This window comes from Streptomyces sp. NPDC054757 (genome assembly GCF_053612185.1).
Genome location: NZ_JBSHBW010000029.1, coordinates 36803 through 59176, shown reverse-complemented (window position 1 = coordinate 59176; position 22374 = coordinate 36803). Strand labels below are relative to the sequence as shown.

Genomic DNA, 22374 nt, shown 5'->3' with positions numbered 1-22374 from the left:
GCCGTACTGGGTTTCGATACAGCAGGTCGGGTCCGGTGGGAGGAGGATCCAGCGGTATTCGGGGATGGCGCGCTGGTAGGCGTCGTCGACGGAGATTGGACGACGCAGCCGGTGGTCGGGGCGAGGTTGTACTGGCCGCGAACAACTTCGACAGCTGGCGACTGTCCAGCGAGTGACGTCTTCTGCATCCGAGTAACGGAGAACACAGAGCCCGGCCGTACAGAGACGCCGCTCAAACAGGATGGTCGGCCGCTCACCCAATAGACGAAGGGTCGCAGTTCACCGAAAAGGGCGGATTAGCGACGTAGCCTTGTCCATGTGTGAGGCGATGACAACGATTTGAGGTGCCGAATCCAGCTGCAGATCGGGGTATTGCGTGGCGAGCGTCTTTCAGCGGTGTAAGCAGGATGCCAAGAATCGGGACTATCCCTGTGACCGCCCAAGGTGCAGCCATGGGTGGACCGTCCGGTATCGGGAAGCAGGCGGCAGGAGCGGGCGGCAACGGGAGAAGTCGTTTCCGCGGAGGAGTGGCCTGGACGGAGCGGACGCCTTCGCCGCCGGCGTCGAGAGCGACAAGAAGGCGCGTATCGGCTTCGATCCCGCGCGCGGTGCCTTGCCCTTGTCGGTCTGGGCCCAGGAGTGGCTTGAGCGGCGAGTCATCGGGGAGGCGACCCGCCGCAACTACGAAGGGTTCGTCCGTAACCATCTCGTGCCGCACCTGGGTAACAGGCCCCTGGCCGGGCTGGCGCGGCGGGACTTTGAAAAGTTCGCCAGGGACATCCATGGATCCGGTGCGGGGCTGGCTGCTGCCACGGTCAATGACCGCATGGTGATGGTGGCCGCCGTACTGGAGGCAGCCGTCATCGACAAACGCATCTCGGACAATCCCGCGCGGGGCATCAGAGTGACTCGACGGGATGCGCCGGCAGTGGACGAAGACGAAATCCCGACTCCGGCCGAGGTCGACCTCATCGCAGCACACATCGCGCCGCAGTACCGGCTCGCCGTCTACCTTCAGTCCGGAACCGGCCAACGGCCCGGCGAGGCTCTGGCCTTCTCCACCGAATGCCGACGGCTCGGCTCCGTCAGGATCCGTTGGCAGGTCAGCTCAAAGGCCCACCGCGAGGGCTGCCGGACGGCTTTCGTTCCCCTGAAGAACCGGGTGGAGGGCGAGTACCGCGACGTGCCCGCCGCGCCTTTCGTCGAGCAGGAGGTCGACACTCACCTCTTGAGGTGGAAGCCGGTGCCCGTGGTCTTCGCCGGGCGGAAGAAGAGACGGCAGCTTGAGGTCTTTTTCGCTCCGCGACTGCGTGGCAAGGGCGTCATGCCGACCGTCTCCACCTACAGCTACCACTTCCAGAAGGCGTGCGTGTCGGCCGGCCTGGTCGATGTCGACGGGAAGGCCAAGTACACGCCCGGCAGCCTGCGGCACTTCTTCGCTTCGACCGCCCTGGCCAACAACGTACCGATCCACGAGGTCTCCTGCTGGCTGGGCCATCGCTCGGTCAACACCACGACGGACGTCTACGGACATCTACTGCCGAGCTCCTGGGACCGCTGTAGAAAGCCCTGCAGCACGCCATGAGACCCACGCCACTCGACGCTGTGGCTCAACTTTCAGAGGAAGAAGGCTGTAGTACCGACATGCATCGTCCCGGTGGCCATAGGGGCTCCTGAACCGCATGGTGCTGGGAGAAAGAGGCCGTGCTGGGATGGTGCTGAGAAACTCCCCAACCACCATGCTGGTTACCGGAAGCGCCTGAACAGGGTCGGCCAGCCGACCACACAGCAACCGCTCGGGGCACCGGAAGAAGGACACCGCCGTCAGGCACTCTTCATCGTCTACGCGAACATCTCGGCTGCCGAGCGCGATTGCGTTCATGATGATCAGCAGTACGCGCCGGGCCGTCGGCCGCCCTCTACCACCCAGTTCCTTCAGCTCAGCACTTCTCTGACTCAGTGAGCATTTTCAGGGTGGCCACTGATCGAGTGACGGTGGAGGTGCCCGCAACGCACGCGGCTCCCGTGCTGTTGAGGGAGGTTTTCGACGTCTCAACTCATCAGCGCAGGAGCCACGTTGGTTCTCTATCCTGCCGCATTCGATCTGCCCCACGCTCGGGTCGAGTGGGTCACCATGCTCATCGTCACCCGCGAGGGTGACCGCCGCTGCAAGCTCCCACCGCACCAGCGCGCGCTGGTCGGCCTGGTGGACCTACGCAAGCACGACACCCTCGCGCAGATAGCCGGCGGCTTCGGTATCTCCGTCGGCACCGCCCACACCTACACCTGCGCCGTCATCGCTCTGCTTGCCGAACGGGCCCCGGGCCTGCTGAAGGTCCTGCGCCCGAACGATCCGGACTACGTCCTGCTGGACGGCACCCTGGCGGAGTGCGACCGCGTCGGCGACAGCACGGCCGACTACTCCGCCAAGCACCGCCGCCACGGCGTGAACGTGCAGGTCGTCACCGACCCGGCCGGGAAGGTGCTGTGGATCTAGCCGGCGCTGCCCGGCCGGTGCCACGACCTGACGGCGGCCCGCACCCACCGGATCATCCGGATCTGCACCCGGCAGGGGTGCCCGTACTCGCCGACCGTGCCTACCAAGGTGCCGGACCGTGGGTGACCACCGGGAAGAAGCGATCGCCCGGCGGAGAACTGACCGCGACCGAACGCACCGTCAACCGAGCCCTGGCCGGAGCAAGAGCACCTGTCGAACGCGGCATGGCGTGGCTCAAGACCTGGCGCATCTTCCGGAGATCCCGCTGCAGCCCGAATCGAATGACGTCAATCGCCAAGGCCGTCCTCACCCTGGAGCAGCACCGCTGAAAAGGTTCAGTGAAGATTCAGAAACCGAACTGGCGTGTCAAGGATCAGGCTGGCTCCCTGCTTGTCAATGGCACGCGCGGCAAGCGTCGCCTCTGCCAGCCTCAATGGAAGGGCCTCGGCGAACTTCAAACCGCGCACCGCCTGCCGGTCGACATCCGGCAGGCACAATCCTTCGTGTGCCCGCGCCATGGCACGCGCCCAGACTTCGGGCGTGAGATCGTCCCGCAAACGGATCCCATGGGCATGGGCCCTGCGGTGAGGTGAAACTGTTGACGCCAGGCTCGCAGCCAGTGTGGCGTTGGCGCGCTGTCCGGCCCAAGTCCACCAGCGCGTTTCTCCGTCGGAGCGACGGGCGATGACAGTTCCGCCAGGATGCACCACCTCCAAATGTGCCTCCCGGGCTTCGGCCAGGCGTGCCGTGGCCCGCGTGGTGAGACGGACGGGCGGGTCCTCACCGAGGAGAACGTCACGCGCAGCCCGTGCCAGCTCGTACGACAGGATGCGTTCAGCGCCGAACCCGCTCCACCTGGCGCGTCCACCATCATCGACCGGGGTGACGAAGCAGCGCCGGCGGCTGAAGTCGATGTGGGTGACCTGCCAGCTGCGTCCCGCCAACAGGAGTCTGCGTGGCCCCTGGACTTGTTCCGTGAGCAGGTCGGGGTCGGTTCGGCCGATCTCGGTGCGGCCGTTGAACACGGTGAACTCGGGCGGGGCGGTGAAGACCGCCGTCAGGTTCATGAAATGACGGTGTCCGTAGCGGTGTTCGGCCTCGGGCCCGATGAACAACATGCCCGAGTCCTGGTCGAGGTAGCCCTGTTCGACCAAGTGCTGTACGACAGGTGCGGCGCCGGAGCCGAAGAGGCCGATGTCTCCCCACGCCTGCTGCCACAGATTCTCACCGATTCGGTGTTCCTGAAGGCATAGGGCGAGCATCTGTTGGGCGACGAGGTGGCGGGGTTCGGGGGGAGGCGTGATCGGTTCCACCCAGCCGCGCGCCCAGCGGAGCAGGAGCGCGGCTGATGCGAGCAGTCCTTCCTCACTGAGGGCCAGGAAGAGACAGTTGCGGTTGGTGCCGGGGCGTCGTCCGGTGCGGCCGAGCCGCTGAAGGAAGGCAGCGACAGTGCGGGGGGCGTCGAGCTGGATAACACGGTCAAGGTCTCCGACGTCGATGCCGAGTTCCAGCGTGCTGGTGGAGACGATTACGCAGTCCCTGGCCTCCGCGAACGCTTGCTCGGCCCGGCGGCGTTCGTCCACCGAGAGCGACGCGTGAGAGAGGAAGGTGACGACTCCACGCAGGCGTAGCTGCTCGCCCAGTTCTTCGACGGTACGACGACTCTCGCAGAAAACCAGCCGCTTCTCGCCTCGGTGAAGGGCTGAGATGACGAGTGCCGCGTTCGCGACGGACCTTACGTAGTCGAGTTCGATGTCGCCGACGGGACTGGTGGCGTCCGTCGGAGGAGTTGGTGGCTGGGACGGGGGTGCGATAACCCGTCCGACCCGCGTGCCATGCCCTGACCCTTGCAGCCAGCCGAGGAGTTCGGCGGGGTTGCCGATCGTCGCGGACAGGCCGACACGCTGGAGCGGACGACCTGCGATTCGTCCCAGGCGTTCGAGAACGGCCAGCAGGTGCCAGCCCCGGTCGTCCCCGGCGAAGGCGTGTACCTCGTCGACGATGACCGACCGCAGGCCGCTGAAGAAGGAGCGGTGGTCGACGTGCGTGCTGACCAGCATCGACTCCAGGGATTCGGGTGTGGTCAGCAGAATGTCGGGGCGCTGGATCAGGAGACGGCGTCGGCGTGAAGTGGTGACGTCCCCGTGCCACAAGCCCGTGGTGCGGCCCAACCAGCCCGTGTACATCTCCAGCCTGGGGTGGAGGTTGTTGAGAAGTGCCTTGAGCGGGCACACGTACAGAACGCTGGTGCCCTTCCACCCACTGCGGTTCATACGGCTCAGCAGGGGGAAGACGGCGGCTTCCGTCTTGCCGCCGGCGGTGGGGGCCAGGAGTACGGCGTCCTGGCCCGCCAGGAGCGGTGAGACGGCATCTTCCTGGAGCGGACGCAGGGCCGGCCAGCCGAGGCTGTTGACGACGTGGTGCTGGAGCACGGGATCCAGCAGGTCGAACGCGTCGGGGGCGGGCCATGATTCTGCGTCGTCGGGCGGACGGCGTGTCACGGCAGGTCCAGAGGGATGTCCGCTGCTCTGGTAGCCGCGTTGCGTTCCACTGCGCTGAGCTCAGTCGTCTGCAAGGTGAGGGCGTAGTGCCGTCTCGGGTCGAAGTCATTGAACTCGTCGATCCGGTCGAGGACGTCGGCGACCAGTTTGCGCAGGTACAAACGCGGGGCGATGCCGACTTTCCCGCCGAGCGCGCCGGTGACGGCACCTGCCAGTTCGTCCAGGTAGGCGTCGTCCGCGCGTTGGGCGAGCCGTTCGGGGTGGCGGGCGTCTGCGGCATAGATGTCGCGGACGCTGCGTCCCAGATCGCCGAGGGAGGCGAGGTCGAAGCCGGGCAGGCGCAGCTGCACGGCGCGCGGTGAGTCGAAGCGCGGGTCGGTGGTGAAGTCCGTGGCCAGTCGCTGGGCCAGGGGCGCGAGACGCTGCGCTCCCTGTTGGCCGTCGTAGAAGGCCGGGGTGCCGGTGATGACGAGGAAGAGGCCGGGGAATCGGCCCGTGTCGATCTCGTCGAGGAGCTGGCGCAGCGCGTTCAGGGACTTTTCGCGGACGTCGCCGCGTACCCGCTGCAAGGTCTCGACTTCGTCGAAGACCAGCAGAAGCCCGGGGTGTCCGCAGTCCCTCAGCACGGTGAGTAGACCCTGGAGGAAACCGAGGGCGGCGAAGTGATCGAGGTCTCCGCGGATTCCCGCGGCTCGTTTCGCGGCGGCGGCCACCGACTTCTGTCCGCCTATCCAGGCGATGAGGGCTTCAGCGAGGGCTCCGTCGCCTGCCGCCACGGCACGCCGGTAGCCGCGCAGCGCAGCTGAGAAGGCGGGGGTAGTACGGGCAACTGCGGCCAGTCGCTGTTCCAGAAGGGCGTCGACTGCGATTGCCAGTGCCGCTTCATCGTCTTCTGCCGCCTCCCCGCCCGCCAGCACTTCCTCTTCCAGCGCGTAGAACCAGGAGTCGATGACGGCACGCAGTGCGGATGGCTGGTGGGTGGCGGTCGCCAGTCGCTCAGTGAGCCGACGGTAGACGGTTTCCAGGCGGTGCAGCGGAGTCTCCGTCTCGGAGATCTGGACCTCGCTGACGGCGAGTCCACGCCGTTTGGCCCGTTCTGCGAGCCAGCGGGCGAAGAAGGTCTTGCCGGATCCGTACTCACCGCGCAGGGCGTGGAAAGCGGCCCCACCCCGAGCGACGGTGGCCAGGTCGTCGTCGAGCGCAATTTCGAAGCGGTCGAGGCCGACGGCGAACAACCCGAGCCCTGCCTGCGGGACGGTGCCGCGGCGCAGCGCGTCGACCACGTCGCGGCGGCGCGCGGCGCTGATGTCGAGGACCGGGCGGGTCATGCGGTGCCTTTCGAGGACGGGAACTGCTGCTCCAGCAGGGCGCGGTCCAGCTGTACGGTGCGCCCGGACTCGACGAGACGGAGCACCGGGTAGCCGTCGATGTTGAGGAGTCGTTCCAGCATCGTGGCGAAACGGGCGGGGTTGCGCTGAGATTTGCCGGTGGCGGACTGGGCGGCGGCGGCGACCGCGCCGGGTGAGAGTTTTCCGCCTGCCGCGTCCAAGGCGTCCAGGGCCGCGGCGACCGCCTTCCGCTCGGGTGCACCGCGGACGAATTCGAGCTGGGACTTGTACGAGGCGCTACGTACGGTACGCAGGCCGAGGGTGAGGGCATCGGAACCGGCCCCGACCGCGACGGGCGCCTGTTCCCGTGCGACTTCGAAGGCGGGAGCGGCTGCCGGAGGGGCCTCAGTGCTGTCGGACGCCGTCCACCATGAGGGCTCGATCGTCTCGAGTGGCAGCAGCACCCACCCCGACGGCACCGCTCCGCCGGAGGGCACCAGGGTGATCACGGGGACGGTGACCTCGGCGAGCGAGGCGCCGCCATGGTATCCGGCGGCGCGGGCGCTGTAGCGCAGGTCGTCGCGCCAGGCAGCGGTGATGCGTTTGCCGTCCGTGAGCACGCGTGAACCTGCCAGGACGACCTCGCCATCCCTCGGCTCGCCGGTACGCCAGCGTGCCCCCCGCACTCCGGTGACCTCCGCGGGCAGGTGGCCTCGTTCGGTGCGGTCGATGACATGGCCGTGGTCGGAGACCAGGACGACGGGGCGCCCGTAATCCCGGGCGGCGTTCAACAGATCGGGCAGCTTGCCGATGCCGGCGAGCTGCCAGCGGCCACCGGCTCCCTCCCGGCCGTCGTCCAGGGCTTCGTCGATGGTGTTGAGGACGACCGCGACGATGTCGTCCGAGGCGAGGGCCTGAACCAGTTCGGGGGCGAGCCGGTGCCCTGGCGGGCCCTCGTAGCCCTTGTGGAAGAGGTGCGCCTCGCGGTGGCGGCGCCGCCAGAAGGCGCTGAACCCGCTGCGCTCGGCGGACTGTCCGCCCTCGCAGGGTCGGCCGCTCAGCAGTGAGGCCCGGCTGTAGCGGGTGATGGACGGCAGCATGGAAACGGCCGCCAGTCGCTGCGGTCCTGCGGTTCCCGAGGCGGCGGGCACCACCTCGGTCCACACGCGCCGGTCCAGCTCGGCGGCGAGGCCGACGGCGATGTCCGCGCTCATGCCGTCGAGCACGAGGATCAGCGGACGTCCGCCGTTGTGGGACAACGGGGCCGCGGCCTTGGCGAGGGCGTCTTCGATGAGCAGCGCACCACCGTCGGCCTGCTGGCAGGCGTTCTCGGTCCAGGTGACGAGCAGCCCGGCGAAACGGGCGTCGGCGGCGGTGCGGCGGACGCGGGCGGCTCCTATCAGCTTGCGGTACGCCTCGCCGATTGCGGTGTCGCGGGAGGCGTCGCCTTCCGCGAGGACGGCGACGGCCAGATCGGCCCAGCCGGACGAGGACATGTGTTGTTGCACGGCCTGGGCGACGGTGGCGGGCGCGGCGGGTTCGGTGGCGAGCCAGCGCATCAGGCGGACGGCGGTGCGGGCGGTCTCAGTGGAATCCCCGTGGACCATGGCGAGCTGATGGGATTCCAGGTCGCGCAGCGCGGATTCGGCCAGTGTGATGGCGCCGTTACCGCGACTGCCGAGGCAGGCAGCCAGGGTGCGCAGCCGCCCCAGATAGCCGGACGGGAGCAGTCGGTCGCCACGTACGTGGTCGGTGAGGCGGGCGTCGGCGGCCAGCCGGTCGGCGCGTTCCAGCACGGCCAGAACCCGGTCGCGGGCGGCATCGGTGGGCGCGGCGCCCTCTGCCCTGGCGATCCAGCGGGTGAGCACACCGGTGGCGGCGTCGGCGAACGGCCGCAGCGTGTCGAAGGAGGCGAGAGCCGGGCCGAACAAGGTCCCGAGGGCGAACCCCGCGGCTTCGGGGGCCGCGGAGGCCAGTGCGGCGGAGGCGAGCGCGCCCAGTGGGAGCGCGTCGCCGCCGCGGCCCTCGGCGGCCAGTGTGAGCAGGGTCTCAGCGGCCGGGCCGACGACGCGTGTCAGCCAGGTCTGCAGTCCGTTCCGTTCGCTGTCGGCCAGGGCGGCGTAGCGGGCGGGTCCGGCCGGGCTGCGGGTCCAGGAGAAGAGGGCATCCGCGTCCAGGTCCAGGGTGGCGGAGGCGACGCTGCCCAGGCCCAGGCGTGCGTCGAGCAGAGCGCGCACGGCTCGGTCGCGGGTAAGGACGGCACCGGTGCGGGGCCAGCCGTCCAGGGGTTCGGCCTGCAGCAGCCCGTCGAGGAGCCAGTGCTCACCGAGCATCCGCGGGTCCAGGTCGGAGGCCCCGAAGAGCTGGGTGACGATCTCCGCCCGGTCGACGTGCAGCGGCTGGCGATGTACGGCGTGGGCGCGCAGGTCCAGGCTGAGCTGCTCGGCGGGTACGGTGCCGGTGACGACGAGGACGCTGTCGTCCTGCGGGTCGCTTCCCCCCATGTGCCGGTGCCAGGCATCCGTGACACCGAGCGGTGAGTCCTGGTCGGTGACGACGACCCGGCGGTGTTTCCCCTCCCCCACCGGGACGGTGAACTCCGTGTCCTTTTCAGCGGCGTCCCAGACGGCGTCGACGAGGACGAGCCGACGTCCCGGGGCCTCCTTGAGCTCGCTGTGCAGGAGCATCTCGATGGCGCGTCGGCCCGCGACGGGCCGGGTGGCCGTCACGGGGTCTCACCTTCCTGCTGTGCACGCCAGGAGATCTCCACCGGCGTGTCCGGGTGCAGGGCGCGGAACGCTTCGATGGCCTCGCGTACGGCGTCGAGATCGGCGTGGAGCGCGGCCTGTCCGGGGGCGATGACATGCCGTCCGGCCCGGGGCAGGGTGCCGGGTCCGGGCTCGGGGTCCCAGGTCAGCGGGTCCTGTTCCCCCCCCACGAGGTTGGTCGGGTCCGAGGACACGGGCGGGTTGCCGTGCTGGGAGAGCGGGATCCGATCGGCGTCGATCTCGGCGGTCGGCTCGACCGGAACAGGGATGGGAGCGGGCCGTTCCAGGTTCAGAGCGTCGTCGAGCAGCCCGAGTCCGTGCTTGCGGACGGCGTCGAGTTCGGGGCCGAGTGACCGTTCGCGCTCCGGGGCGTGTGCCGCCTCACTGATGCGGTCCATGAGCTGCTGGGACCGGTCGCCGATGCTGTCGTCGCGGCCGGTGAGGGCACGCACGCTGGCCAGCAGCCGCCAGTCGGTGTCGTTCAGGGCGGTCAGTACCTCTGCGGCGCTGCCCATCGCGTGGGACAGGTCCCGGGCCCGTGTCTGGTACGAGACGGAGGCCAGCTCGCTCACCAGGCCGGTGGCGTCGTCGGTGTGGCGACGGAGCCGGGCGAGGAGGGCTTCGGCCTCGCGCAGCAGGGCGCCGCGCGGGGTCGCGGTGACGTCGTCGAGCCCGAGGAGCGCGGCGTGCCGCTTCAGCACGGTGCGCACCCCGCCGACGCTCTTGTCGTACGTCTCCACACGGGCCATGACCTCGGCGGCGAGCTTGTTGACGTTCCGCGCGAACAGTCCCGGCTTGGCGGGAACGCCGAAGAGCCGCCCGGCCCGGTCCCTGGCGGTGTCGTACTCCTCCTCGGTGGGCAGCTGCTGGGAGCGCAGCTTCCAGCCGAGGCTGATGTCGGCGAGCGGCGGGGGCGTGGTCTCGGTGCCGGAGTACAGCGCCCACGAGCGGTCGTCGAGGAGGGCGTAGGCGGCGATGAGGAGGCTGGAGACCAGCTTGCTGAGGCCGCCGATACCGAGGTCGTCCTTGAGCCAGTTGCGGATGTCCTCCACCGCCAGCTCACCGTCCTGCTTGTGGGCGGCTGCGGCCCGGTTGATCCGGGTACGCAGTTCGGTGCCGCCGATCACGAGCGGGCCGTCGTGGACGCCGCCGAGCTTCAGGGCCTCCACGACGCGCTTGACGGTCCGCAGGTCCTTCGGCTCGACCTCGATGCGTCCGCCCTCGTCCATGGCCCTGGTGATCCACTCCAGGGCGGTGGTGAGCTCGCCCGGCGTGACGGCCTTCGGAGTGCTGCCAGGTCCGGGGCCGAAGTCGGGGTGCTTGGGGTAAAGAGCCGTGAGCAGTCCGTCGGCGAGCTGGTTCACGGCCTGCCCGAACGGCTTGCTGCCCTCGGGCTGCGGGCGCGGGTACTCGGGCTGCAGCGACAGCACGTGCTGGCCGTCGTACACCTCCGCTCCCCGGGTGCCCTCGGTGACCTCGGCGAGCCCGTAGACCTCGCGCAGGGATTCGACCAGAGTGCGGGTGAGGTTCTCGCGGCCGTGCTCCAGCTGGCGGCGGGCCTTGGCCCGGTCGTCCGGCGAGAAGTTGCGGATGTACTCCGACAGCCGGTCGCGTTCCAGCAGGAAGTTGATCCGCATGAGCTGACCGAGCTGGGCCTTGCGCTGCTCGGAGAAGTGGTCGCACAGCCAGACCAGGACCGGGGTGCCGGACGGGTTCGCCCGCTGCAGCGCGGTGACCCGGCGGTAGGCGTCGTCCGGGGAGTGGCCGGTCTCCTCGTCGTAGGGGCAGTCCAGGACGATGCGCAGGTTCCCCGCGGTGGCTGGTTCGAAGGCCTCGTCGGCGATGCTGCGCGGGTCGCGCACCATGCCGAACACGAACTCCACGGTGCGCTCCGAGCCCCGCCAGACGATCTTCTTCTCGTCGACGAGCTGGCCCTGTTTCCCGGTGAGGCCCAGCTCCTCCCACAGCCGCTCACGCAGCCAGGTGCGCCGCGGTCCGGCCTTGTCCTCGCCGACGACGGCGGCGAGGATCGGCTCGATGTCCAAGTCCGACAGGTGCAGCGAGTACACCGGGTCGTCACTCCCCTCGGAGCGCAGCTCCGAGGGGAACTCGCCCTGCAACGCCCGGATCCGCTGGACGACCTTGTCCCGTACGGGCACGGCGCGCGAGCGCACTGATCCGTGGTTGAGGGCAGCGAGCCTGCTGGCGGTGAGGCGGCGCAGCGCGGGCACGTCGGGGGCGAGCGCGGCGAGCAGCAGCGTCTTGACGAAGCGGTCGTCGGCGATGAAGTCGGGGTGGTCGGCGCTGCCGTACTTGCCCAGCAGGAAGCGACGGGCCCGCTCGTGAAAGCGGCGGGCGGTCTCCGACTCCTGCTGGAGCCTCGCGGTGAACGCAGTGCTCTGGTTGTCGACGAGTACGTCCCACAGGTCGCCGAGCGGGATCAGCCGCCCGATCTCCGCGTCCGCGTTCTTCTCCAGGAGCTGCTGGACGAGCTTGAGACCCGTGCGTTCGCGCTGGAGCGTGCCGGCGAGGGCGACCAGTACGTTCAGCAGGGCCGGCGAGAGCGGGTAGACGGCCCGGAAGTCGTCCCAGTCGGCCCCCGTGGCGCCCTCGCCGTCGAGCAGGACGTCCTTGACCAGCTGTCCCGCCCTGTCGACCCCGGCGAACGCGGCGTCGAGCGCCTGCTCCTGCCCCGGGCGCGGCTTGAGGACGCGCTCCTTGATGATGTCTGGGAGGTTGCTGTCCTCCAGGCCGATGACGGTGACCCGCTCCTTGAGGTACTCCATGGCCTGCTGGAGGTTCTCCACGTCCGAACCGAGGATCTCGGAGCCGACGAGCTGGGACAGGTCGCGCTGGCGAGAGATGAACGAGACGATCGGCACCGGCCGGTTCGGGTTGCTCGACTCGATCAGCTTGACGAGCTTCTGGATCTCGTCGTTGATGAACGTCCGGTCGGACATCCTGGCCTGCAGCCACAGCACCAGCTCGTCCAGGAACAGCACCACACCGTCGTAGCCGAGCCGCTGTGCGTGCTTGCTCATCTCGCTGAGCCCGTCGTCCAGCGAGACGTACGCTGCGGCGTCCCCGCTGACGCTGTCCGCGTATGACTTGTTGGGTCCGCTGAACAGGGCGGTGAGCAGCTGGTCCCGCTGCGGGTCGCCGGCCGGAGCTCGGAAAGCCGCGTCCAGGGCGCCGGTGGTCCAGCCGAGCACCGGCGCGGCGCCGATGGGCTGCAGATCCCCGTCCTCGTCGTCCTCGGCGGTGTCCGTGGCGTCACTGGTGGCGGCCGCCGGGTGGGGGGCCACAGGTGCGGGCAGCAGCCGGATGAACGCCTCGTCGCCGATGTTCTCGCGTAGCGCCCGCGCGTCCGCGAGCAGCGAGTCGGCCCGGAACACCAGCGGCGTCGCCTCACGCGGGCGCTCCTCGCGCACCGTCTTCACATACCCGCCCAGCAGCGCGGATTCCAGGCTGGCCGCGCCCACCAGGTGGTAGGGCACCATCAGGAACTTCTTGCCGGGCAGCCAGTCCGCGTGCTCGGCGACGACCTCCCGCAGCCGGTCCTTGCCCTGAACGGCCTCGTCCCCGTTGAGTACGGCGTGCAGCACGGACAGGAAGTGGCTCTTGCCGGAACCGAAGGAGCCGTGCAGGTAGGCGGCGTACGAACCGTTCGTGCGGACGGCCCTGCCGACCACCTTCAGCGCTGTACGGAATTGCTCCTGGAGCTGCGGGGTGACGACGTAGTCGTCGACCGACCCGGCAGCCTTCCCGGCGAACCCCTCGGTCAGCGCGACCTTGAAGTCGCCGGAGTGGAGGTCCTCCTTGATGTCGAGGACGTCCTTCAGTACGGTCCCGCTGCCTCGCGCCATCCGCCGCTTCCGCTCCCCACACCTGCTCCCGGCGGGGCCCGGGCCTTCGCCCGCGTCCCGCACACACCACGTCTCTCTATGGTGCCAGGGGTACGGCCGCAGAGCGGACGGTCACGGAAACCGGAGCGATCAAGGTCACCACCGCCCAGACCGTCTTGCCGGGCGCGCCCCTCCGGGGCTCCACTCCCCAGCTCTCGGCGAGCGCGGCGACGATCAGGAGGCCTCGCCCCGTTTCGAGCATGGGGGCAATGGCGGTGGTGGGGGTGCGGATGGCGGGCCGACGTTCCCCCCGGGTGTCGCTGACCTCGATGCGCAGCTGTTCCTGTCGTCCCTGTGCCGGGAGCAGAGTGAGGCGCAGCAGTACGTCACGGCCGGGTACCGCACCGTGCGTGACGGCGTTCGCAGCGAGCTCCGCGACAACGAGGCTCGCATCGTGGTGAGCGGGCGTGTCGTAGCCGTACCCCCAGGCATCGAGGCAGTGCGCGGCGAGGCGCCGGGCGAGCCGGGCACCTCGTGGAGTGGAGGTGAAGCGCAGCTCGAAGGGAGCGGGTGAGGGAGTTGTCATACGCCGACGGTGGCGCGGCCGGGACCGGCACGGACAGGGGGTGAGCCGGTACGGAGAACTGCTGTCGGGGCGGGTGGGGCGGGTGGGGCGGGTGGGGGCGGGTGGGGGCGGTTGTCGGGGTTGTACGGGGCCACCGCACGTCCGTGGTGTCACCCACATGGGAGAAGTCTCCGCGATCGGCCCTCGCGGGCGGGAGGGCTGTCCGTACGCTGATTAACTTGCCTGGGTGTGGGCGCTGTTGGGGCTCAACGGCCAGGGGCGGCGGACATGGATCTGATGGACTCTGATGTGGACACGGACACGGTGGCGGAGGTGGGCGCGGACGCGGGAGAGGCGGGAAGCGGGTTCCTGCGCTGCTTCGGCCGCCAGGTGAAGCTGCTCCGGGAGGCGGCGGGCCTCACCCAGGCGGAGCTGGGGGCACTGGTGGGGTACGGGGAAGCGCAGATCGCGTCGGTGGAATAGGGGCGGCGCATCCCGAAGCCGGGGCTGGTGGACGACTTGGACCGGGTGCTGGGGGCGGGTGGGGTGCTGGGGTGATGAAGGGGGAGGTGGAGAAGGCGCGGTATCCGGGTTCTTCCAAAAGTTCGCCCACCTGGAGGCAGAGGCCGTTGAGCTGCATGCCTACGACGCCCTCTTGGCGAACGGACTACTCCAGTGCGAGGAATACGCGCGGGCTGTGTTCGAGATGTGGCGCCCCCTGCTCGACGAAGTAACCGTCGAACAACGCCTCGCGGCGCGACTGATGCGGCAGAAGATCTTCACGCGCAGGCCTGCGCCACTCATGAGCTTCGTCATTGAAGAGGCGGCGCTGCGGCGGCCGTTGGGCGGACGCAGGGTGTTGCGATGCCAGTTGGAACAACTGCTGATCGTGGGGCATCAGCGGAACGTCGAGATCCAAGTGACGCCGATCGAACGCGACGAACACGCCAGTTTGGCAGGCCCCTTCACGTTGCTCCTCTCGAAGGCTCGGCGCAGGATGGCCTACGTGGAAGCGCAGAGCCAGAGCATCGTGCATGCGGACCTGGCAAAAGTGCAGAATCTCGAAGCCACGTATGGCATCTTGCGGGCCCAGGCCTTGACTCCAAAGGAGTCGCTGGACTGGATCGAGAAGCTCTTGGGAGAGTTGTGACAGCGAACAGCAGAAAACCGGCCAAACTGCTTTGGGCAAAGAGCAGCTACAGCTCCGGAGACGGCGGCCAGTGCGTCGAGGTTGCCCGGGCGGACGCGCTTGTTCACGTACGGGACTCGAAGCGAGCCGCCGGGCCCGTCCTCACGGTCGCCCCCGCGGAGTGGGCTGCGTTCCTGAAGATGGCGGACAGGCGCGGCTGAAACCTTGAACAGGAGAGGGGCCGGGACATCGAGCCCCGGTCCCTCAGCCGTGTTCAGAGCTGGAGCTAGTCACCACCCTTGCGGCGACCCCGACCCTTCTTCTCCGGACGCCATGCCTCAAGGTCCGCCCGGGAGAGGTCACGGCCGAACAGGCCAGCGGTGAGGGCGCTGTCGAAGTCCTCGGACGGGTTCCCCTCCCACTCCTCGTCGTACGCGTTGTACCACTGCCTGACCCACGGCATGATCTCCGCGAGTCCGGCGAGGAGCGGAACGTAGCGAGGGTCCTCCTTGGACCAACCATCCACGTTGAAACGGTCGTTGAGAAGATTGACGAGGGCTTCGGCCTGGTGGCGGTGATTCCAGCCCGCCCAGCCGATCAGGAGGGAGGGATCGTTGTCCGGCGATGAACCCGGGTAGGAAACGAACCGCTCCTTGGGGACGTCAAGCTTGCCGCGGTTCGACCAGTAGCTGTGCTGGAGGAAATCGGCGGAGGTGTACTTGGGCGGCGGCTTGATGTCGCGCCGCTCGCCGTCCTCGTCCTCCTTGCGCTGCTCCTGCCACACCGCCTCCCACTGGGCACGCTTGCGCAGACCGGACTCCTTGTAGCGGAGGGCGGCCAGGTGGGGGACGTGCTCGGACTCGACGACGGCCGCCAGGACCGTGGAGGTCGGAACGTCGCGCGCGCCGAGGTGGTCGGCAGCATAGAGCGCAGCGACGTCTTGGACGTCTTGGTCGTGACGGAGGGCATCGGCGAGCTGGTAGATGGTGAGCGGGCGGGGGGAGTCGAGTCCGTCCCGCTCCTCGAACCACAGCTCCTCACGCTCGCAGGCGTCGAGCAGCCAGGACCGCAGGGCGGCGGCCTCGCGGTCCTTCCACTTCTTGGTGGACCAGCGGCGCTTGAACTCCGGCCGCTCGATGAGGCGGATGTCTTTGTTCTCGGCGATGAGATCGAGACGTGCCTGAACGATTTGCCGGTAGGGCTCGGGCCAGCCCTCGACGGGGACCTCGGTGGTCCGATTATCAGTGGAATCGTGCCGCTCGAACCAGGAGGTTTCCATCCCGCTGCGAGCCAGAGCGATCTCGAACGCCCGCTGGCCGAGCTTGAGTTCAGGCACGTTAGCGTCGACGATCTCCATAGGGTCGCCGGGCAGCGTGGTCCGAGCGACCTCGGCGGGGGTCAGCAGCCCGTACAACCCGTACACGGTCCAGTCCAGCTCCTCCTGGAGCAGGATCATCCGCGCGCGAATCCGCTCCTGCTCGCCCTTGGCGGCTTCGAGGGTTTCGCGGGTGGGAGCCGCGACGCCTGGAGATGTGAAGGCAGCGGGCTCCTGGCTGGCCAATTGCTGAGCAAGGGAATCGAGTTGACGGGACCACAGAAGAGGCAGTTCAGCCGGGACAGGAAACTCCTGTAGACGAGTCCCGTTAAACGCGTAGCGGTTCTCCCAGGCTTCATCCTGAATGCCTCGCCCAATCCCGCTGCCACCCTTGACGTGACTCACTTGCTTCATCCAGAAGCAGCTTACTGAGGAATTCAGCACCCCCAGCAATTCAAGATACTGCTCCTCGCTCGCGGACTCGGGCAGCTTGATCACGGGTGCGGTCTGCTTGAAAACCTTTCCGCCCCCGTCCAGCACGAAGTGGTTATGAGTGGCGACTTCGCCATACGCAATAGTCAGCGGTGTCCGATACCGATCCGCCACCCACCGATACCACGTCCACCACGGCTCATCGGACTCGGCGCGTGTCTTGCCGCCGAACCCGGTCGTGGACCCGAGCTGTGTGCGCATGGTCCACAGATGCTGTCCCCACCTTGTCTGCGGCTCATACGCGATGGGCTCAAGATCCGCGTCGTACGGCACCAGAGCCGGCGCCTCTGCATCGATGTCCCAGTCTCGTACGACATCGCCTGTGACCAGAGGACGACGCAGTTCCAGCGCATCTGGCCGTTGACGGAACCAGGACGGGGTCAGGAAGAACACCTCGTCCTGACCAGGGAAGCTCGCGAACCCGATCTTCCCGTCGAGAAGCGCACCGAGTCTACGAGGTGCCCTTTCCACCCTGTTCATCAGCCCGGACGCCCCGCCCCCCGACAAACTCCACGGAAATGAGGCCAGGTCGGATCGAGGCCGGTCCTCAACAGTCACCCACTCCTCAGACCCCACCCCCGGCTTCCGCCACTGCGAAACAATCGCCTGCCACACCACGCCCTGCGCCGGGTCCTCCGGCTGGCCAGGTTCCCCCCGCACCCCCAGCACTGCCCGAATCGGCTCCCGCTGCAAAGCTGTCCGGTTACGTCCCACCAAGATCACTGTCGGCGTACCGTGCCCAGGGATGAACGCCCCGGACGTGTCCAGCACATGCGTGAGTTCCACTCCCGGGAAGTCGCGCCTGCGCCGCGTCTGCGGATCCTTGTAAGGCCCCCCGTGGAAGAACGACTCGATCAGCGTCGCCCCGAATTCCCTCTTCATGAACGAGTTCGACGTGATCTGCCCGGTGAAGCCACCCACCCGGTGATCCCCGCTCCCCCGCACCGCAAGCTCGAAAATGCGCTGCGCGAAAGGCACCGACAGTGCGTACTTTCCCGAGCAGGCCCAGTAGATCTTGCGGTAGTTCTCGTTCTCGGTCTTGTCCTTGACCGTGATGTACGGCGGATTGGCGACGACCACGTGATACGAGCCGCGCCCCAGCAGGTCGGCCTCCTTCACGTGCCTCTTGACGTCCTCCGTGCGGTAGGTGAACGTCTCGTCCTCGCGTACGGCATCGTCCAGGGTCCGGTCCGTGTCGCGGCCCGCCTCTCGTCCGTGCAGCAGCGAGTCCCCGACGGCAATGCGGATCGGCATGCCGGGCATGGCGGACAGCCTCTGCTCCCCGCACTCCTGAAGGGCCGCGACCAGCAGTCGGAAGCGAGCGATGGAGGCGGCGAAGGGGTTCTTGTCGGCGCCGTGGACCGACTCCAGGGCTCGGCGTACCAGGAGCCAGTTCTCCGCTCCCCGATCGGCCTCTCGCCACGCCGCCAGGGCCCGCTTGAAGAGCTCAAGCAGGAAGTGGCCGGAGCCACAGGCCGGGTCGATGCAGCGCAGACCGCGCACCACGGTGATCGGGGCCCCGTCGGTGTCGATCTCTTCGTACGTCTCGCCCGTCCAGCCCTCGGGGCGGTGCTTCCACACCGGGTCGAGGCCGAACTCCTCCAGCGCAGGGGTCAGCGTGAGATCGAGGATGAACTTCTCGACGAACTCCGGGGTCTGGAGCAGCGCGTACGTCTTGCGGGCGTGCTCGGACAGGTCCTGGTAGAGGTCGCCGAGGAAACGGGTGTTGAGGGTGGGATCGGTGAAGTCGTGACGGAGCCGGCCGTCCGAGCCGCGTTCACGCCAGAAGGAGAGCAGGCGGGCGGCGGCGTCGTAGGACGGGTCGAGCTCCCACAGGGGGTTGTAACCGGAGTCGAAGAGGCCCTCGGTGACGGCGTGCTCACCGGCCAGCTTGCGAAAGCACTCCTTGAGCCAGTCGCGGTCGTTCAGCTGGGGATTCTCGCGGAAGAACGCGTCGTGGTTGTCCTGCGCCTCGACCAGCCGCTCCCCCGGACCGGAGATGCGGGCGTCGGGGACCAGACCGTTGTCCTCGCAGAAGCGGACGAAGACACAGGCAAGGACCCAGGCGGCGGCGATCTGCACCACCCGTTCCTCCAGCCATGACTCGTACCGGGCCGCTTCGGTGCGCTTACCCGCGGCCTCCTCGTACTCCGCCTTCAGTGCCCGGGTCTGGTCACTGTCCTCCTGGGCCCGCCTGCGCAGATCCTCCTCCAGGAGCGCGACCTGCTTCTGGAGGTCCTTGAGGAGGGTGGCGTGCGGCGGCGCGGCAGGGGCGTCCGGCGCTTCGGTGGTCGTACGGGCTTCCTCGGAGGGCACCGGAGTACCTCTTGTCCTCTCGTTCTGGGTCCGGCGCGGTTGCTCTCACACGCCATCTGGTCCATCCTGCCAGGCCGGACCCCCGAACGGGCGTGCCCCGCTCCTACCGGCCCACCAGCGGAATCCCGCCGCGGCGGCCCAAGCCGAAGGCGAGGCGGTAGATGTCGGGCAGGTCGAGGAGCGAGAACTTGTCGGCAGGGCCTTGGTCCCGGCGACGCAGTACACCGAGGTCGATGAGCTCCTCGACGAGGCGCGGAAAGTCGTCGGGGTGGCGGGGTCCGGTGCGGACCAGCTCGGGGCGGTCGGCCTGGGTGTAGTGGGCCGCGTCCTCACGCAGCCGCGCGGAGAGGTTGTCCCGCTCCCACACGCGGATGACGTCACCCTGGGAGATCGGTACCTGGCAGCCTGCGAGCGGCCTTATCGCCAGATCCACCCACGGCGTGTCCTCGCTGACCTGGTCGACCCGGACCCTGGACGCCTCCCGCACCCCTGAGCGGATGGCATCGTGGTGCAGCGCGTAAGGGTGCGAGGAGTGCGCGGCGGCGGTCGTCGCGGCGGCGGCGTGGAGCGCCTTGAGGAAGCTGCGCGGGCTGATCAGGCCCTTGCTGTCCATCAGGTGGTTGGGCAGCCAGGTATAGGGGCGGCCCTGACGGATGTTGGTGCCCATGTAGGGGCCCGCGATGCGCTCGAACAGCGGCCGCTGAGTCTTCTCCTCATTGCGAAGGATGTGCGGAGGCGCGTACCGGAGGGGTCCCGAGGGCGCCGGGTCGTCCCAGCCGCCGGTGAAGTGGCGGAAGCGTGCCGCCGAGTCGTCGGCCGCCTCCAGCGCGTCGATCGCGTCGCCTTCGCTTTCGGCCCCGTTCCCCAGGTGGTGGAAGAGCAGACCGTACAGATCGGCGTGCTCCCACTCCAGGCGGGCGCCGTTGCCCGACAGTTTGGAGGCGTCGGGGAAAAGTTGTTTGGCCGCCTCGAACATGTCGTGGCGCAGGAAGACCTTCAGCCGGATGTTGCGGGTGCCGAAGCGCATCCGCAACGCCACCCGGAGCAGTTCGGCGATCAGCCGGTTGCGTGTCTCCCAGTCGCGGTGCAGGTGCTCCAGGCCGTCGAAGACCAGCAGCTGCACCTCGTCCTCGGCTGCGGCGCGCGCGTCCGCCCGGGCTAGGGTGGCCTCCGCCTCCGGGGCATGCGTGCGCAGCCATGCGATGCGCGCGGCCCAGTCGGCCGTCGCCCGCAACTCGGGCTGTCCCAGTGCCGTGAGCAGGACGGCGTACCAGATCTCCTCCGGGCGGGCGCCACCGTCAAGCAGGGAAGGCAGGACCAGCGGGCCCGGATAGTGCGGGGAGAACATGTCCATGCCGTAACCACCGGTGACGCGCAGTCGGCGCAGCCGGGAGATGCGGTACTCGTCGGCCGCGGCCTCGCGCAGCTCGGCGTCGAGGAGCGAGCGCGCCCAGAAGGTCTTGCCGACGCCTCGGTCCCCCAGCACGACCGTACTGTCCACGTACAGGGCGGTGCGGTGTGCGTCCGGCATGTACAGGGTGTGCGGGGTGGGGGGGCGGGTGTCCGCGTCGACGGTGCCCTCCAGCGCGTGCAGGAGCAGGCCGCGGTACTCGCCGGGGGACAGCGGATCGGTCACAGGCTGACTTCCTCTGGCTCGGCGGGGGCCTCGCCGGCCGGGCCCGCCATGATCAGGGGTACGGCCGTGCTCAGGAAGTCACGGTACGCGGCCTCCACGAAGGCACGCTCCTGCCAGTCGGGGGAGTCGGGCACGTTCATGCCGACCATGCCCGGTTCGAAGAGGATCGGGATCGGGGAGTGCGGTGCCGGGTCGTCGTCCAGGTCCCAGGCCGATTTCCCGTCACCGGCGACCTCTTCCGGTGTCAGCGATGCGTAGAGGACGCCGAAGGTCCTGAATGCCTCCGCGCGGAAGGACTTGAGGTGGACGTCCTTCGAGTAGTGCGCCGAGTCCGGCACCATCGACGCGACCATGCGCAGCTTCTGCCGGATGGCTGCGGCCTGCCCCGACACCGCCCACGCCTCGAACAGGTCGCCGTACCCCGCCCAGGTCTGTGCGTTGTCCGCGCCGAACAGCAGGGCGTAGTCGCACAGGTGCGAGATGGTCACGGCGGCCACATCGTGAATGCCCGCCCGGCTGTCGAGCAGCACCACGTCCGGGCCGCGCCCGCTGTCGCCTCGTGCCACCGCGTCCTCGCAGGCGCGGACCGTCGCAGCCAGCCGGTCGGCGAAACGGGCCCCGCCCGCGTCCGCGTACACCCGGTTGAGTTTGTCCACGTATCCGTTACGTACTCCATCGGTGCCCGCGCCGCGCGCCGGGGCGATCCACAGCTCGCCCTTGTTGCGGGGGGTGTAGCCGGAGCGGGCCACGATCTCCAGCCCTTCAGCGTTGTCCAGCGCCGACTCCACCAGATGATCCACAACGCCGTGCCGGCACAGGGTGCCCGATCCGAGCAGGAGTGGTCCCACCCCGGGCGACTCCAGGTCGAGGTCGACGACGAGCACGATCTTCCCGTCGTCGGCAAGGGCCCGCGCCAGCACTGCGGCGGCCGTGGTGCGGCCCACGCCGCCCTTGAAGCCGTACAGGGCGGTGCGCCGGACGGGCTGCTTCTGCGCCCCCTCTTCCTGCTCGTCGGTGGAGGGGAGCGTGACCCTGGACCAGTCCTCGCCCACCACGGTGTTGTCGAGGAAGCGCACCGAGCCCGTCGTGCCGGTGGCCTCCACGACGTCCATGGCGTGCGGCGGGGCCGTCAGCGTCCTCGGCAGGCGTGTGACGGAGGTCAGCACGAGGGGACGCTCCCCGCGGTAGCGGCCGAGGCGGGACTCGGCCAGCTCCCGCCAGCGGTCGGCCTGCTCCCTGCTCGCGTCCTCCCCCTCGGCGTCGTCCACCAGGAGGGAGAATCGGCCCAGGACGTCCCGAACGAGCAGTACGTCGAAGCCCTCGCCCGCCACTTCACGGGCGAGCGAGAAAGCTGCCGGACGGGCCTCGTCGAAGCGGACCGGCACGTCGTAGTAGGTCATGGGAGCCTTCCGGTGAATGCCACGTGCAATTGCAGGTCGCTGGCGAGGGTGGCCGACTCCCTGCGGAGGGTCATGAGGGCCGGTTCCAGGTGCGCGCCATCGGTGTAGCGGTCGTCGACGACCCAGGTGTCGAAGTCCGCGGAGAGTCTCGCGACGGCGTGGTGGAGCGAGGGAGCGGAGCGGCCGCTGAGAAGTATCGGCAGCGCCTGGACGACCTCGCTCCAGTGCCCCAACGGCTCGCGTTTACCCGTGCCGGGATTGTCCCACCAGGGCCGGTTGCTGTCCTTGTCATCCGTTTCCGGCTTCCTCCTCATGGAGACCCCGTACGCCGTGCCAAACCTGAGCAGCAGCCCCTTCATCAGGCACTCCACCGCCAGACCGAAGAGGTGGTCTGCGGTCAACAGCCTTCCGTCATCGTGGAGATAGCAGGCGTCGGTGAAGTGCCGCTCCCCCGCGCAGGGGTAGTCGGTCGTGGGCTCTGCGGGGTCTGCGGGCTGTGCACCCGCGGCTTTGTCGTCCGGCACGATGCCGATCATAGAGCGCTGGGTTGCTCCGATCCGGTGAACTCCGTCGCCCTCGGTG

The 22374-nt window shown here is 68.7% G+C and carries 11 protein-coding genes and 2 pseudogenes; 4 read left to right on the top strand and 9 right to left on the bottom strand.

Annotated features, from left to right (window positions below):
• Window positions 1–376 precede the first annotated feature (376 nt).
• The gene (locus ACWGKJ_RS28075) at window positions 377–1585 is read left to right on the top strand and encodes a tyrosine-type recombinase/integrase (RefSeq protein ID WP_453315848.1); all 1209 of its coding nucleotides are present in this window, start codon (window positions 377–379) and stop codon (window positions 1583–1585) included.
• A gap of 492 nt (window positions 1586–2077) precedes the next feature.
• Window positions 2078–2826, top strand: a pseudogene (locus ACWGKJ_RS28070) (transposase).
• A gap of 6 nt (window positions 2827–2832) precedes the next feature.
• On the opposite strand, the gene ACWGKJ_RS28065 reads toward ACWGKJ_RS28070, so the two are convergent.
• The 5 genes from ACWGKJ_RS28065 to ACWGKJ_RS28045 form a co-directional block, all read right to left on the bottom strand.
• On the bottom strand, window positions 2833–4998 hold the full coding sequence (locus ACWGKJ_RS28065) for a DEAD/DEAH box helicase (RefSeq protein WP_385023363.1): 2166 nt from the start codon (window positions 4996–4998) through the stop codon (window positions 2833–2835).
• A complete protein-coding gene (gene brxD / locus ACWGKJ_RS28060) occupies window positions 4995–6326 on the bottom strand; it encodes a BREX system ATP-binding protein BrxD (protein ID WP_385023361.1) in 1332 nt (443 codons plus the stop codon). The genes ACWGKJ_RS28065 and brxD overlap by 4 nt, the downstream gene beginning before the upstream one ends.
• Complete coding sequence (gene pglZ / locus ACWGKJ_RS28055) at window positions 6323–9055, bottom strand: BREX-2 system phosphatase PglZ (RefSeq protein ID WP_385023359.1); 2733 nt, start codon at window positions 9053–9055, stop codon at window positions 6323–6325. The genes brxD and pglZ overlap by 4 nt, the downstream gene beginning before the upstream one ends.
• Entirely contained in the window at window positions 9052–12960 is a 3909-nt protein-coding gene (locus tag ACWGKJ_RS28050) for a hypothetical protein (RefSeq protein WP_385023357.1), read from the bottom strand. Before ACWGKJ_RS28050 ends, pglZ begins: the two co-directional genes overlap by 4 nt.
• A gap of 76 nt (window positions 12961–13036) precedes the next feature.
• The gene (locus ACWGKJ_RS28045) at window positions 13037–13525 is read right to left on the bottom strand and encodes an ATP-binding protein (protein ID WP_385023355.1); all 489 of its coding nucleotides are present in this window, start codon (window positions 13523–13525) and stop codon (window positions 13037–13039) included.
• Between the two features lie 276 nt (window positions 13526–13801).
• Between ACWGKJ_RS28045 and ACWGKJ_RS28040 the strand changes: the two are divergent.
• Window positions 13802–14654 (top strand): annotated as a pseudogene (locus ACWGKJ_RS28040) (helix-turn-helix domain-containing protein).
• Entirely contained in the window at window positions 14651–14854 is a 204-nt protein-coding gene (locus tag ACWGKJ_RS28035; RefSeq protein WP_385023353.1) for a DUF397 domain-containing protein, read from the top strand. Before ACWGKJ_RS28040 ends, ACWGKJ_RS28035 begins: the two are co-directional and overlap by 4 nt.
• A 65-nt stretch (window positions 14855–14919) precedes the next feature.
• On the opposite strand, the gene pglX is transcribed toward ACWGKJ_RS28035, so the two are convergent.
• From pglX to ACWGKJ_RS28015, 4 genes are all read right to left on the bottom strand, one after another.
• Window positions 14920–18756: a BREX-2 system adenine-specific DNA-methyltransferase PglX gene (gene pglX / locus ACWGKJ_RS28030; protein ID WP_385023351.1), complete on the bottom strand. Its 3837-nt coding sequence runs from the start codon at window positions 18754–18756 to the stop codon at window positions 14920–14922.
• A gap of 103 nt (window positions 18757–18859) precedes the next feature.
• Window positions 18860–20392: a hypothetical protein gene (locus ACWGKJ_RS28025; protein ID WP_385023349.1), complete on the bottom strand. Its 1533-nt coding sequence runs from the start codon at window positions 20390–20392 to the stop codon at window positions 18860–18862.
• The gene (locus ACWGKJ_RS28020; protein ID WP_385023347.1) at window positions 20389–21792 is read right to left on the bottom strand and encodes a KGGVGR-motif variant AAA ATPase; all 1404 of its coding nucleotides are present in this window, start codon (window positions 21790–21792) and stop codon (window positions 20389–20391) included. Before ACWGKJ_RS28020 ends, ACWGKJ_RS28025 begins: the two co-directional genes overlap by 4 nt.
• A complete protein-coding gene (locus ACWGKJ_RS28015; protein ID WP_385023345.1) occupies window positions 21789–22316 on the bottom strand; it encodes a hypothetical protein in 528 nt (175 codons plus the stop codon). Before ACWGKJ_RS28015 ends, ACWGKJ_RS28020 begins: the two co-directional genes overlap by 4 nt.
• Window positions 22317–22374: the final 58 nt, after the last annotated feature.

Coding starts and splice junctions, on each gene's coding strand:
- brxD (WP_385023361.1), bottom strand. CDS start 6,326: ATGACCCGCCCGGTCCTCGACATCAGCGCCGCGCGCCGCCGCGACGTG.
- ACWGKJ_RS28050 (WP_385023357.1), bottom strand. CDS start 12,960: ATGGCGCGAGGCAGCGGGACCGTACTGAAGGACGTCCTCGACATCAAG.
- ACWGKJ_RS28045 (WP_385023355.1), bottom strand. CDS start 13,525: ATGACAACTCCCTCACCCGCTCCCTTCGAGCTGCGCTTCACCTCCACT.
- ACWGKJ_RS28020 (WP_385023347.1), bottom strand. CDS start 21,792: ATGACCTACTACGACGTGCCGGTCCGCTTCGACGAGGCCCGTCCGGCA.